Below are 15,333 nucleotides of genomic sequence, written 5' to 3' on the forward strand. Positions count from 1 at the left end.
GAGAAAAATAAAGATATTTCTCCTATCACTAAACAATATATTTTACAAAATCAAAATTTTGTAAATTCATTAGAAGGGTCATTATCAGATCTTTCCTTTTATACAATTAGTAAGACAACTCCTTACATTAACTTTGTTTTTAAAAATAGAAAAAATTTAGAAACTAATTTATTTTTGCTTGCAGGCAAAGAAAATTCTGTATCAATCAACTCATATGAAGATGCGAGCTGAAAACCTCAAGCAAAAATTAATCAAGAAAAATCCTCAAAATTAGATTTTCAATATAACTACGATGTTTTTAAATTTGAAAAGCAATTTGAATTAGTTGGTGCTCTGGAACAACGAAAAAAAGATGCTTTATTCAAAAAATTATTAAAAGAAAAAGTAATCGATACTGAAATCAAAAAAATTAAATTAGGTATCTATGAAGCTACTGGTAGCGTATCAAAAAACAATATTTTATTTAGTGACCAAAATATTCATTATTACAAAGAAGGAGGAAAAGAACAATACAATATTACTAATGAAAAATACACTGATAAACTTTTATCTGTAATTGCAGGCAAAAATGGTGTAGATTTATTTGTGGATGATATATATAGTGTTTATGATCATAAAGATAATGCTGAGTGACAAAAGTTTGTAGATAGAAATGCTGTCATGTCTCAAAAAATAGCAAAGTATGATTGATTAATATCCTCAGGCGTTAAAGTTATAAATAACAGTTGAGATCAAACTTTCACTAGAGATAGTGCAGAGAAACATAATTATGGATATAATTATGATGCTTATTATTATGATTTTATAGCTAGAAAATATGGAATAATAAATGTTTTTCATTCTGGATCTTCGCGCGATGAAGGTGACTATGTGATAGCATTAGGCAAACTTTCTCATAATAGCGTAATTGTAGGTTCTTCTAATTTAAGTGGAGATAAACTGAGTGATTTCTCAGAATATAGAACTTCTGATAAAAATATAATAACTAAACCCTTAATTGTTGCTCCAGGCGAAATCTATCATTTTGAATCTTTTGTTAATGATAATGAAAGCATAACTGCGAGTGGAAATTTACGTGGTTCTTGATTTTCTGCTGCCCTTGTTAGTGGGTTAATAACTATGCTACTTAGAAATAACTACAATCTTGTAGGCAGACCTGAAGCCGTTCTAGCTATTTTAACTGCGGGTTCACGAAAAATTGAAGGTTATGGACCAAATAACCCTAATAGTTTAAATAATCAAGTGGGTGCTGGGTTAGTGAATTATGAATTAATGCAAAAAGCAGCTAATAATATTCAAAATATAAATGTTAGTGAAAGTAATAGAAAGCAAGAAATTGCTTTGCCAAATTTAGAAAAAGGACAAACACTATCTATTTCTACTGCATGATTGTTTGATGCAGGATATTCAACCAACCGAGAATATAGACCATCATTACCAGAAACACCTGGTGAAAAACCAAAATGGGACAAAAGATGAGATAGCATGGTTAGCACCAATACATACTCATCATACACTCAACATATGTATAATATATACGATGGACTTCATGCTCAAAAAATGAAGGAATGAAACAAGAAATCAAAAGTATATGAACAGGCTCTAGAAGTTCAAAGAAATTTCGATAAAAATCATTCCAGATATGCTAATGGAAAATATGAAAGTGAATGAAAGTCAATTGATTATCTTAAAGAAAAATATGGTGAAAACTGGTATATACCAACGGATATAGATCTTAAGGTTGAGAAGCTAAATGAATCAAATGGAGAATGAGAGATTGTGGGTAATTCTGCTTCTTACACAAGCAATATTGAGTTTATAAGAATACAAATTAAAGAAAGCGGAAAATATAGAGCAGTTATTAGACAATATGGGCAAACAAGGGGTGAAACTAGCACAAAGGGTGTAATGACTTATGTCATTAGTTAGTAAAAAGTTGTTATTTGCTATTTCCACAACTTCATTATTTATATCTGCTTCAGTAGCAATTAGTTGTTCAAATTTTGATGAAAATGATTTTTTTGAAACGAACTTTTTTAATACAGTAATGCTTGAACAGTCAATTGATTATGGTACAAAAAAAATTAAAGTAGGAGTTTTTGATCCTGAAATGATTTCTGAAATTTATGATGAAGATTTTGATAAATTAGAACCTGCGTTAATATCTACAAACTATCAGTTAAAAGAATTCGTTGAAAAGTGAAGACAATTAATTTTAAAACATTTAGATGTAAAACAAAGAGTTGTTGGTGCATCTTTAGAAGTAAGAAAGAAGGTAGAAAATAAATTAGAAAAAGCAATCAATTTATTTACTAAAAATTATGATGCAGAATTCTTTAAAAAGAATATAGTTATAATTGATTTTGGCGGGAAAATTCAACCTCTTGGTCCAGACGAAAAGATTGCTTCTAGTTCAGCCTTTAAAATTAACAATTTACATAAAATTAAGGTTGAAGGTAATCAAATTACTTTAGAATATTTTAGTGAAAAGTAATTTTTTCTTAAAAAAGAAGAATATGCGCAACCATATTCTGCTATTTATTCTTTAGATAGAAAAATGTTTGATTTAGGTTCAAATAATTATGTGATTAAAAAACAACTAAAACAGCCACGTACAAATCCCCAAACTTCATCAAGATTTTTAGATTATTTTTCATACATTACGCAAGATCTTTCAAGGTTTGAAGATATAGAAAACACAATCTGAGATAAAAAAAATCTTGATAGTTACACCAAATTTGCAACAATTATTATAAAGTCTGAATCAGAACTAAAAAGCCTTCTAGAAAAATATAGTCAGGCTTTTAAAAATAAATTTTCCAAGGATTTTCCAATAGAAACATCAGATAAAATAATTAAAGATTTTTCAGATGATTACTTCAAAGATAATGTTCTAGTTTTACTTTCGGGCTTTGGTTGACCAGGACACGCTTTCTTGTTTTCTGATACTATTGAACGCTCTTATGATGTTAGTATAGTTGAAAACAATTTAAAGTTTACGGTTTTCTTTTTCAATATCCCTATGCTATTGAATCCAGATAAAGCAGATGAGAGCAAAGCTTATTATGGTTATAAATCTAATAGAGATTTCAAGGGAATTGCAAGCCGATCTAATGAATCGCACACACAATTTCTAAAACTTCCCAAAAGATTAATTAAAGATTTAGATAAAATAAAAGCAACGCTTGAACTTAAGGACTGACCCTAAAATTTACTTTTGTTTGTAAACTTTTTATGTATATTTAAAAGGAAAATATTTATTGACCTAGCAAAAATAAATTCTGAGCATTGAAATAAATGTTCAGAATTTTCGATTCATAACGAAGCCATAAATATTTTGTTTTTATACTTTTTAAGATTTTGATTTGCTAGTATTAAAAACTCTTAAAAACTATTTTTTACAGGTTTTTCTATTTAAGTAATATTTTTGTATAATTTAAAAAAAAGCATTAGCTGTAGAAAGATTGTCGAATCATTTTGAATAACAATGTTAGCAATTTTGAAAAAATCAATAAAGATATAGCCATCAAGGTAAGTAATCTAAACTTTAAATACGGTCATTCAGATGACCTTGTTTTAAATGACATTAATTTTGAAATTAAAGCAGGTGAATTTGTTGTTTTTGTAGGCAATAACGGAAGTGGTAAATCAACTGTTGCTAAATTACTTGCAGGAGTTTTAAAACAACAAGATGGAATAATTGAAATCTTTGGTAACAAAGTTAACAAAGATAATAAGCGCATTTTTCAAAAAATAGTAGGGATTATCTTTGATAATCCTGATTATCAATTAATTGGTGCAACTGTTAAAGATGATATTATCTTTGGGTTAGAAAACTATAATATTGATCCAAATTTAATGGATGATATTTCAGCAAAAGCACTTAAAAAAGTTGATCTAGAAGATTATGCAAATTTTGAAACCTCAAAATTAAGTGGAGGGCAAAAACAAAAAGCAACACTTGCCACAATACTAGCAAATGATCCTGAAATAATTATTTTTGATGAAGCAATGTCTATGCTTGATGAAGTAAGTAGAAAACAGATACAGATTTTTGTTGAGCAGCTCAGAAATGAAAAGCACCGAACTATCATCACCATTTCTCATGACATGGAAGACTTACGTAAAGCAGATAAAATTTTTGTTTTCAATAATTCAAGATTAGTTAAAATTGCGACTTATGATGAATTAATTGAAAACCCTGAAATCTTATTAAGCAATAATTTAAAATTACCTTTTTCTTGTCAGTTATCTTTTGAATTACAAAAACTAGGTGTAAAGTTAAAAACTTGTGATCATAATGATCAATCGTTATCAGAGGAATTATGTGCAATCATCAAATAGTTAAAGATAGATATGATTCAAAATTATTTGAAGTAATTCCTGCATTAGAAAAAAAATTAAATTCACTAAATAAGAGTTATTTAGATAAATATAATTTTTATCTAAATAAAATTGAAGTTAACAAAAGGAATCATAAGTACCCTTTTTTAGAAGATAAATTAAAAAGTAAAATTACATATTTAATTTATAAATATGAAATTAAAGCAAACAAAATTCTTAACTTTTTAGAATTCAATAATCAGGTGTTGCGTAACAAAAATTTTAATCAACTTAAGGATAACTGAGTTGAAAGTGATCTGCATTTACATAGAACAAACTTTTTTTATTTTGATCAACCTAAAAAACCTAATCATGTTTTAAAAGAAATTGAAACAACTTTTTTAAAAAATAAAACAACAGTTATTTTAGGAAAAACAGGTAGTGGTAAAAGCACTTTGATACAACTTTTAAATGGCTTAAATTATGCAACAACTGGTTACATTAGAAACGGAAATTTTTATTTATTTTCAAATTATAAAAATTTTAATAGCGCTGATTTAAAAGCAAAATTCGGTTTAGTTTTTCAGTTTCCTGATTACCAACTTTTTGCAAACACAATTGAAGAAGAGATTTTAGCTGGACCAATTGCTTTAAAATTATCTGCAAAAAATAATCATGATTATGCTCACAAATATTTAGCCATGGTTAAATTGCCACTCACATTTTTAAATCGTTCTCCATTTCAACTTTCTTCAGGGCAAAAAAGAAGACTTGCAATTGCTAGTATTTTAGCTAATCAAGTTGAAACATTAATTTTAGATGAACCTAATGTAGGACTTGATCCTGCTGGTATAGATTGACTAAAAGATCTAATTAAAGAGATGAAAGAAATACAAAAAAAGCGAGTAATTACAATCACACATGATCTTGATTTTGCACTTGAAATTGCTGATCAAATTAAGGTTGTACATGAAGGTAAAATTGCTTATGATGGAGACCCTTTTTACTTGTTTAGAAATGATCAACTTTTAAGTAAATTTGAACTATCAAAACCTAATGTAATTAAATTCCAAGAAAGACTAAAAAAACAGGGAATTGATATCATTAATAATGAAGATCGAAATGTAAAAGATCTAGCAAAAACAATTACTAATTTTAGTAGAGAGAAATCATAATGCATACATCACATGGATCATATTTAAATGTTGAAACAGCAGTTCATCATTTAGATGGAAGAGTAAAAATTTTGCTTGCAATTATGATGATCGTATTTGTATTTTTACCGACAGGTTTATGGGGTTTATTGCTTTTATTAGGATTAGTTTTAACCATCTTTTTAATAGCCAAAATACCCTTAAAATTATTTTCAACTGTCTTCAAATTTGTTTTATTTTTTTTCATTTTTGTATTACTAATTAATGGCTTTTTTATTAAACCTGATCTAACTTTATCAGATACATTAAATCATCAAAATCTAGGCGCCACAATTTATTCAGGTGGTGGTCAATATGGTGGAGTTGAATGATATTCAATTAATACAAAAAGTATTTTAAGAGCACTATATATTGCTTTAAGAATTGGTTATGTTTTATCAATAATTTTAATACTTACATCGACAACTAAATCATTAACATTAACACTTGCTTTACAAAGTTTATTAAGACCATTAGGTTATTTAAAAATTCCTGTTAAAACAATTAGTTTAATTATTTCCTTAGGTTTGCAAAGCATTCCATTACTATCTCAGGAATTTCATAAAGTAATAAAAGCACAAGCTTCTAGAGGTATTGATGTTAAAAGCCATAACATCATAAAAAAAATAAAAGCCTATTCATCAGTGATAATTCCGATGTTTGTTAATTCATTAAAAAGGTCGGAAGATTTATCATTAGCAATGGATGCAAAAGGTTTTGATATTAGAGCAAAACGTAGTACATATCATCGATTTCATCTACATTTGAAAGATATAATTATCTTTTTTATTATCTTCACAATTTTAATTTTAATCACCTTAAATTGATGAAATCAGCAATTTGTAGATGTTTCCACATCACTTACAAATTATTTAAATAATCCTAATTATTTAATTTTAAATAAAATTACAAATGATCAATCATTTTTAAGATTCATTTGATTTGTAGATTTTTTAGTTACAAAATAGAAAGGCAGTTATGACATTATTTATATCCTTAAAATATCGTTTAAAGCAAACAAAAGTATCTGCTTTTTTAATTTTATTTTTATTCTTATTTTTTATTTCATTAGGAATTTTAATTTACGGATTATTTTATTTTATGACAGATGGAGAAGTAAATCATGGTGATCATATTGATATCCGTTATGCATTTGTTTGAAGTGAAACATCACAAATATTAATTAGTATTGGAGCAATACTTTCCTTCATCTTTTTAGTCTTACATATTGCCTCATGATTAATAATTTATCATCATCAAATTTGATGAGTAAATTATTTAGTTAATCGCTTTTGATATAAAAATATTAATCAAAATAAAAGTAAAGAAAATCTTATTTTAGATAAATCAAAAACGTTTAAAAATAAACATTTTGATTTCATATATTTAAAAGTTGACAAGGTAACTTTTAAAGAAACAATTAATAGAGATTTTTTTGCAATTGATAAATTTAATACTAAAAGTGAAACCTATAAAATTGCTCTAACTGCAATTTTATTGGGCTTATCAATTGTCTTATCCATTATTGAAATACCAGGAATTATTTTGCCTTGAGGTAGTGCTTTAATGATTAGATTATTTGAAACAATGGTGCTCTTAATTGCAATCAAAATGATAGGTAATTTTTATACCTTAATTATTGCAATTGCAAGCCCATGATTACACTTTGCAACACATGCTTTACACTCGCCAATAGATGTTGTTTTTTACATGATTAATAACATCTTAGTAGTCTTTCTTTTTTACTTTATTTACTACGTAATTTTTAAAGCACAAGCAAAGTTTGCTGTCGATAATAGCGAGAGTCAAAACTTACATTTAATTAATGATAGGAAGACAAAAATTAGAAAACTTTTTGCCTTATTAAGTTTTGCAGTTATTGCAGCACTATTAGAAGCCTTAGGCTTTTATGGATCATATTTTATAATTACAGGTGATTTTACATCACTTGCTCATAAATTATATTATGATAATGTTTCAGGAAGAGATTTAGTTAATTCCTTAAACGCACTTTATTTTATCTTGACAGTCACAGCTATTTTTGTTGTCAAATATGCTATCGAAGCAGCACTATTTGTCTTGATTGAAAAGAAAATAATGTTTATAAATAAACAATTTGGATTGGTTTAAAAATGAAAAAAAAATTAATATTAAATACCTTAATTGGTTCATCTATTTTAGGGGTTGCAGCCATTGCAATTTCTTGTTCGGGTAATGTGGAAGCGCCTAACATTACAGATTCAACACTTGCACAAATTACAGAAATGATTTCCAAAACAAGTGATGAAAAATTCAAAACAGCTGCAGTTGAAAACTCAGCAAAACCACAAGCAGATGCTAAAAAAGCAGCATCTGAAAACTTAAATGATTTTATGGTTAATTATGCACTTTGAATCGTTAAAAACCCTTCACTCTTGACTTTTCAAGACCTTGAAGGTAAAGCAGTTGCAACTAACACATTAGTTAAAAACAATAACATATTAGATAGACACATTGTTACTCAGCATGAAGTTGGAGCAGATTATAGTATTGCTAATTTCTACGACATTGTTAATTCTCCTGCTGCAAGCACTGATGTAACTCATGATCATGATGACGATGATACTAATAGTGTTAGTGATAAAACGGTTGCTTTATATATTTCATATCAAGGTGGTCTATTTTTAAGATTAGACTATAAATATGAAGAAAATAAAGTGGAAAACTATTCAGTCAACCTAGCAGTAATTAAGTTTCCTAGCGAAGTACCTGCACAAGTTTTTACAAATGCAGCTCACTTTAGACAATCTGGTGAAAAAGGTACTCAGTGAGATGAACTAATTAAAAAATATGGTAAGCCAGTAACTTACAAAATCACTGGTGTACAGTAATTTTGTAAAAACAAAATTTGATTTTAATTTAGCATTTAAAATAAGTGCTAAATTTTTTTATTTTCACTAGTAAAAACACACCAAGATTTTGCTAGTAATATGGGCTTATCTAATATATAATTTTAATAATGCATATAGACGATTTTACAACTTTTATTTTTGATTTAGATGGAACCCTTTTAAATAAAAAAGGCGAGATTCCAGAAAAAAACTTAGAAATTATTGAAGAGTTAATGGAGCAAAAAAAGCACATTATTTTAGCAACAGGAAGAAGTGTTAACTTAATTAATTCATATATTGAAGCAACTAAAACTAACATGCCAATTATTTCAGTTAATGGTGCTTTAATTAAATCGCCAAGTACAGGTGAAATAATTTATGAAGATTTTATTGATAAAAAAACTGCTAAAGCAATATATAAATTAGCTCATGAATTAGGGATTTACATTTGTATTTACACAAGCAAAGGTGCAATTTTCAATAAAAATTCTAGACAAACAAGTAATCCTATTTTTATCAGAGAACTTGAATATATTGACTTAACAAAGGATGCAACAATTGAATATGTTGTAGATAATTTTGACCAACTAGATCAACATGACATTATTAAATTTAACTTATTTGTTGAGCAAATAAGTGCTAAAACTTTTTATCTTTTCAGACAAGAATTAGAAAACATGAGTGATGATTTAAATCATTTTTTTAGTTCATTATGAAATTATGAAGTTATGAAAAATTCATCTTCAAAAGGCAAAGGAATTCAAATTTTACATGATTTGGGAATTATTGATTTAGCAACAACAATTGTTTTCGGTGATGAAACAAATGATATTTCTTCAGCTCAATCAGGGGCAGTTTTTGTGGCAATGGCAAATTCAAATCCTGAACTTTTAAAGCACACTGAAATAGTAACTAAGAAAACAAATGATGAAGCAGGAATAGCTTATTTCATAAAAAAAGAAATGGAGTGATAATGCTAAAAATAAATGATTTTGACAATTTTGTTTTTGATCTAGATGGAACTCTTTTAAACAAAAAAAGCGAATTAAGTGAACACACAATTAAGGTAATTCAGAAATTAAAAAAACTAAATAAGAATGTAATTATTGCAACAGGAAGAAGTGGACATTTTATTTATAACTTATTAGAACCATTAAAAATAAGCACACCATTAATTACAATTAATGGTCAATTATTATTAAAAGAAAATAAAATAGATGTTTTACATGCTTCAAAATTTAATCCTTTTACTTGTGATTTATTAACTAAATTTTTTGAAGAAAATAAAATTTATTCTTTTGTTTATACAACTGATGCAGTTTATTTAGTTAATCCAATTGATAATAAATATTATGATCAAACACACCTACATGCTGAAAGAAAAAAGAATGATTTTATAAAACATAAACATGCAAAAGCAATTTTTGAAATTAAAAAATCATACTCTGAAATTAGCAATGAAAACATTTTAAAATTTGAAATTCCTACTTCATTTTTAAGTGCATCAATTTTAGAAAAACTTCAAAGATTTATCGATATGAACGCAACTGATCTTTTGCATTTTTTTAGTTCTGCTTCATATTATGAAATTCAATTACAAAACTTTTCAAAAGCAACTGGGCTAGAAAAAATTTGTCAAATTTATAATTTTGACAAATCTAAAACAATTGCTTTTGGCGACGAAACTAATGATATTGAAATGGCTAAAAACGTAAAGTTTTTTGTTGCTATGAAAAATGGAAACCACAAATTAAAAGCAATTGCAAATGATATTAGTCAATTTACTAATGATGAAGATGGTGTTGCAAAATACATTGAAGAGCATTTTGAAATTTAAATAAAAAAGTACGAAAAGCCCCTATTTTGGGGGCTTTTACTTATTTTTTAATAATTAAATTAATTTGTTATAATGAAATATAAATGAAAAGATTTTGACATAAACATACACCAAGCGAGTGAACTACTTATAAAAAGTATTTCAAAATTGCCTTGCCAATTATCGTTGCAGGGTTCATTTTTTCATTAAATAATTTTGTTGATAATTTCATGGTTGGGACAATTCCGGGTGGTGTTTCTTCATTAGCAATTGCTAATACTTGAACAGGAATTTTGATTTCGCTTTTTTATGGTGTATCTTATGCACTAGCCAGTGCTTTTGCTCAGTTTTATGGAAAAAGCGATTTTTCTAATGCTAGAAATGTAATTAAAATTAGGATCATAATTATGACTTCTTTAGCTTTAATTTTAGCAACTGCAGCATGAATATTTCCTTCCCAAATGATCCTCTTATTTTTGCCTTCGGCAGAAAGTAGTCCGGAAGTTTTAGAAGGAGGAACACAGTATCTAAGATTGATTGCAATCTCATGAGTTTTACTTGCAGGAACAACTTTATATTCTCAAGTATTACGTGAAACAGAAAATGGTAAGTGACAATTAATAATTGTTACAGTTCAAATTATTAGTAATATTTCAATTAACGCTATTTTAATTTTTGGAGTCGGTTTTGGTGTACAAGGAGCAGCAGTCGGAACGATTATTTCATCTCTAATTGCTTTAACTTTTTTATTTACAGTTAGTTATAAAAAGAATAAAAATTTAAATATTAAAATTTGAAGAATTTTTAAAATCAGAAAAATTGCTTGAAAAATTTTCTTCAAAAGATTACCTGGAGGTATCTTTTCTTTTCTAGCTGTTTTCTCAATTTATTTTAGATCTGTTTTTTGAAATTTTAATTATGAAGTAGGTCAAGTGGGCGAGCCCATTTATGAACTTAGTGCTGCATCTATTTTTGGAATTTCTTTAGCAATTACATCAATGTTTTTATCTTCTTTAGAATCTGTAACTGCAACTGTCGGAATTTTTGTTGGTTGAAATCTCGGAAAAAATAAAATTGAAGATGCTAAAAAACATGCACATCAAATTAAATTATTTAACTGTTTTGTTGGCGTAGGAATTATTCCTTTTATTATTGCTTTTGTAGTTGCTGCACCTTACTTAACTTTTTTAACATCGGGTGAATACATCAGAGTAAGTAATATCAGAGAATTTAATGGAGTAACTATTAGTGAAGCACAAGCTTTAATTAATGCAACAAATGCACAAGCATATATTTTAAAAAATGTTCAATTAAATATTGTTCCCTATGTTCTTTTAACACCTTTATGATTATGAATTTACACAAGTATAGTTGCCCTTTCACAAGGTAAAAGAGCAACTCTTGTCGGGATAATTGATGCACTAATTAATGTGTTTATGTTAGGTGTACAATTAATTTTATGAGCAATTAATGCTAATGTTTATCGCTTTGAAGTGTGACAAGCATTTTGAATATTTACAGTTATAGAAGTTTCTTTAGCATGTATTTATGAAATTCTTTATTACAAAATCAGTTGATCTCAAAATATTGTTAATATCCATAAAAAAGAACAAAAGGGAGCCACTAATTTAGAAACTGTAAAATCAAAATAAATTGTTTGTTATATAAATAATAATTTATAATAAATCCTAATTATGAAAAACACCAAAAAGTTTTTGAGAGAGCATTTTCCTGACTCATGAAGTACAACAAAACTTTATACAAAAATTGCAGTTCCAGTTATCATCGCTGCAATTCTATTTGCACTCAATAATTTTATCGATAACTTTATGGTTACAACAATCGATGGTGGTGTTGCTGCTTTAAGTATAGCTAACGTTTACACAGCCTTACTTACTTCAGTTTATGTAGCGATTTCTTTTATTTCAGTTTCTGCTTTTGCTCAGTTCTATGGTAAGCAAGACTATAAAAAAGCAAGAGACACAATGAAGTTTCGCTTTATGAGTGCTTTTATTTTTGCAGTTATTTGAACAGTGATTGCTTTAATTTTTCCTAGACAACTAGTGCAACTAGTAAGCCCTGGCGAAAGAGAAGAAGTTGTTGTTCTAGCAATTGAATATATTAGATATATTACAATTGCCTGAGTTTTACTCTCTGCTAGTTTTACTTATGGTTCTGCTTTAAGAGAAATGGGTTATGGAAAGTTGCAAATGTATAATTCAATTATCATTTTAGCAACTAACATTATTTTTAACTCTATCTTCATTTTTGCTCTAAATATGGGAGTAGTTGGTGCAGCAGCAGCTAGTGGAATTGCTAGAGTAGTTGCTGTTTTAACTAACTGAGGTGTCATGTTTTGAAAAAATAAACATGTAATCTTTAATCCAATCAGGCTTTTTGTAATTGATAGGCATATTTGACATATTATGAAGTTCCGTGTTCTAGGTGGTTTTTTAATAGCAATTAGTCAAATGACAATTAATTTAAGAACTATGCTTTGAAACTATGGCTACCCTGCAGGATCAGTTGGAAGTGCTGAATTTAATTTATCAGCTGCTTCAATTATTGGAATAACTGGTTCAATTACAGCAGTTTTTTTAAGTGCAATCAATTCAATTAACGCTACAACTTCAGTGCTTGTTTCACAAGAACTAGGTAGAAATAACATTGCTGTTGCTAAGGTTAATAGTAGGCAATTAAAAGGTTATAACTTTGTTTTAGGATTAGTTTCTGCATCTTTATTAGGTTTAATAGTGATAATTCTGCCTTATTTAGGTTTTTTAGTAAGAGGTCAAGTAGAAAATCAAAGAACAATTAATGGTGATGCAGCAGCTAATTTAATTCAGTCTCAAATGTTAAGTGAGATGCAATATACGTTATTACCGATTGTATTTTTAATGCCAACTTGATTATGATTTATATCATCTTCAAACGCAATTCAAAGTGGGAAAAAGAACACTCTACTTTCTTATGTTGCTTTTACAGCAAATATTTTACAATTTATTTGACTAGTAATTGTCAATGTTGTGCTTGCTAGATTTTTCCCTGAGAAACTATGATTAGCAGTTTTAGTGTTTTATCTAAGTGATATTCCAAAAATTTTCCCTTATGAATACGCTTACTACAAATGAAACTGAGCAACCAATATTACTCTTGATGAGAAAAAAACAAAAGTTGAAAAACTTAAAAGTGAAATTTAAAAAAAAGGATTTTATTATGAATAGTGATAATTACAATTTTTCAAAGATTGAAAAGAAATGACAGGCTTATTGAGAAAAAGCTAAGCCTTGAAAAGCAGTCGATAATGGTAATAAAAAAATCTATGTTTTAGAAATGTTTTATTACCCTTCGGGTGCAGGAATTCATTTAGGTCACCCTGAAGGTTATACTGCAGGAGACATTATTGCAAGAACTAAAAGATTGCAAGGTTATGATGTTCTACACCCTATGGGTGCAGACTCTTTTGGTTTACCAGCAGAACAATATGCTTTAAATACAGGTAATCACCCTTCTACTTTTACTGATAAAAATATCGACAATATTAGAAGACAACTTAAAGCATTAGGGTTTTCTTATGATTGAGATCGTGAAGTCAAAACTAGTGATCCTGCATACTATCGCTGAACACAGTTTATTTTTACAGAACTATATAAAAAAGGTTTAGCAGAGCTAAGAGATACTGAAGTAAATTGATGTGAAGGTCTAGGTACTGTTTTAGCTAATGAAGAAATTATTGTTTTAGAAAATGGTGAAAGAGTTTCTGAAAGAGGTTCATTCCCAGTTACTAATAAGATAATGAAACAATGAGTTTTAAAAATTACTGAGTATGCAGATCGCTTACTAGATCAACTAGATTTATTACAATGAGAAGATTCAATTAAGAGACTTCAAAAAAATTGAATTGGTCGTGAGGTTGATGAAGATGGCAATAAAACTTTTAAATTAAGAGACTGAATTTTTGCTCGCCAACGCTATTGAGGTGAACCTTTCCCAGTGCTTTTTGATGAAGATAATAACGTTCATCTTGTAGATGAACTTGTTGAATTACCTTATATGGAAAACATTAAACCATCAGGAACAGGTGAAGGTCCACTTGCTAATAATAAAGAATGAATCAGTTTTGAAAAAGATGGTAAAAGATGAAGAAGAGATTCTTCAGTTATGCCACAATGAGCAGGATCATGTTGATATTATTTAGCTTATATTTTAAAAAATGATGATGGAACTTATGAGCCTATTAATAGCGAAGAAGCTAAAAAAAGATTTAAAAAATGATTGCCAGTTGATATTTATATTGGTGGTCAAGAACACGCTGTTTTACACTTAATTTATTCAAGATTTTGACACTTTGTTTTATATGATATTGGTTTAGTTGATACACCAGAACCTTATTCAAGATTAATTAATCAAGGAATGATTTTAGGTCCTGATGGAACCAAAATGTCTAAGTCTTTAGGTAATGTTATTAGTCCAGATGAAATCGTAAATGAATTTGGAGCAGATACTTTAAGAGTTACCGAAATGTTTATGGGTCCACTTAGTGAAGACAAATCATGATCGCATGAAACTACTAAAGGTGTTTATAAATGATTAGCAAGAGTTCATCGTTTATTTAAAAATTTCCTTTCTGATCCAAGCAAAATTTCAAAAGATTCTTATAGTCAAGATTTAGAAAATAAATACAATTTATTTATTAAAGATGTGACTTCAGATATTGAACAAATTAAATTTAATTTAGCTATTAGTAAGATGATGGTTTTTGTAAATGAACTATATAAATTAGATAAAATTTACGATAGAAATATCTTAAAAGATTTTGCAATTATACTATCAACTTTTGCTCCACATTTAGGTGAAGAATTATTAGAATTATTGGGTGAAAAAACTGTTGAATTTCAAGTATGACCTAAGTATGATGAAAGCAAAATTTTAGGTCAAAAAATTAAGTATCCAGTTCATGTAAATAACAAATTAAAAGTTGTTATTGAAGTTGATAATAATTCAACTAAAGAACAAGTTATTAAAGCAGCGCTTGAACGACCTGAAATTAAATCAGCAATTGCTGATAAGAAAATTAAAAAAGAAATTTTTGTGGAAGGCAAAACAGTTAATTTTCTTGTTTAAGTAAAAT

The 15,333-nt window shown here is 27.8% G+C and carries 13 protein-coding genes; all 13 read left to right on the top strand.

From position 1 onward, the window contains the following. A partial coding sequence (locus CJF60_RS04075) for a S8 family serine peptidase (RefSeq protein WP_180737982.1) occupies positions 1-1,929 on the top strand: 1,929 nt, incomplete at its 5' end. Further along, positions 1,916-2,494 (top strand): hypothetical protein, encoded by a 579-nt coding sequence (locus tag CJF60_RS04080; protein ID WP_084232215.1) that lies wholly within the window; start codon positions 1,916-1,918, stop codon positions 2,492-2,494. The genes CJF60_RS04075 and CJF60_RS04080, both read left to right, overlap by 14 nt. Positions 2,495-2,557: 63 nt before the next feature. Then, a complete protein-coding gene (locus tag CJF60_RS04085) occupies positions 2,558-3,208 on the top strand; it encodes a hypothetical protein (RefSeq protein WP_084232214.1) in 651 nt (216 codons plus the stop codon). 269 nt (positions 3,209-3,477) lie between these two features. Continuing rightward, entirely contained in the window at positions 3,478-4,344 is an 867-nt protein-coding gene (locus tag CJF60_RS04090) for an ATP-binding cassette domain-containing protein (RefSeq protein ID WP_159444202.1), read from the top strand. Next, positions 4,326-5,498 (top strand): ATP-binding cassette domain-containing protein, encoded by a 1,173-nt coding sequence (locus tag CJF60_RS04095; protein WP_084232212.1) that lies wholly within the window; start codon positions 4,326-4,328, stop codon positions 5,496-5,498. The genes CJF60_RS04090 and CJF60_RS04095 overlap by 19 nt, the downstream gene beginning before the upstream one ends. Beyond that, a complete protein-coding gene (locus tag CJF60_RS04100; RefSeq protein WP_084232211.1) occupies positions 5,498-6,484 on the top strand; it encodes an energy-coupling factor transporter transmembrane component T family protein in 987 nt (328 codons plus the stop codon). The genes CJF60_RS04095 and CJF60_RS04100 overlap by 1 nt, the downstream gene beginning before the upstream one ends. Positions 6,485-6,494: 10 nt before the next feature. After that, positions 6,495-7,646 carry an MPN160 family protein gene (locus tag CJF60_RS04105; RefSeq protein ID WP_084232210.1) on the top strand — a complete coding sequence of 384 codons (1,152 nt, stop codon included), beginning with the start codon at positions 6,495-6,497 and terminating at the stop codon, positions 7,644-7,646. Positions 7,647-7,648: 2 nt separating this feature from the next. After that, entirely contained in the window at positions 7,649-8,386 is a 738-nt protein-coding gene (locus CJF60_RS04110; RefSeq protein WP_084232209.1) for a hypothetical protein, read from the top strand. Positions 8,387-8,514: 128 nt separating this feature from the next. Next, positions 8,515-9,360 carry a Cof-type HAD-IIB family hydrolase gene (locus CJF60_RS04115; RefSeq protein WP_084232208.1) on the top strand — a complete coding sequence of 282 codons (846 nt, stop codon included), beginning with the start codon at positions 8,515-8,517 and terminating at the stop codon, positions 9,358-9,360. Beyond that, complete coding sequence (locus tag CJF60_RS04120; RefSeq protein WP_084232207.1) at positions 9,360-10,223, top strand: Cof-type HAD-IIB family hydrolase; 864 nt, start codon at positions 9,360-9,362, stop codon at positions 10,221-10,223. The genes CJF60_RS04115 and CJF60_RS04120 overlap by 1 nt, the downstream gene beginning before the upstream one ends. 83 nt (positions 10,224-10,306) lie before the next feature. After that, a complete protein-coding gene (locus CJF60_RS04125; protein WP_084232206.1) occupies positions 10,307-11,854 on the top strand; it encodes an MATE family efflux transporter in 1,548 nt (515 codons plus the stop codon). Positions 11,855-11,896: 42 nt separating this feature from the next. Beyond that, positions 11,897-13,402 (top strand): MATE family efflux transporter, encoded by a 1,506-nt coding sequence (locus tag CJF60_RS04130; RefSeq protein WP_084232205.1) that lies wholly within the window; start codon positions 11,897-11,899, stop codon positions 13,400-13,402. A gap of 16 nt (positions 13,403-13,418) precedes the next feature. After that, positions 13,419-15,326 (top strand): class I tRNA ligase family protein, encoded by a 1,908-nt coding sequence (locus tag CJF60_RS04135; protein ID WP_084232219.1) that lies wholly within the window; start codon positions 13,419-13,421, stop codon positions 15,324-15,326. Positions 15,327-15,333: the final 7 nt, after the last annotated feature.

This window comes from Mycoplasmopsis agassizii (genome assembly GCF_002272945.1).
Taxonomy (GTDB): Bacteria; Bacillota_I; Bacilli_A; order Mycoplasmatales; family Metamycoplasmataceae; genus Mycoplasmopsis_B; species Mycoplasmopsis_B agassizii.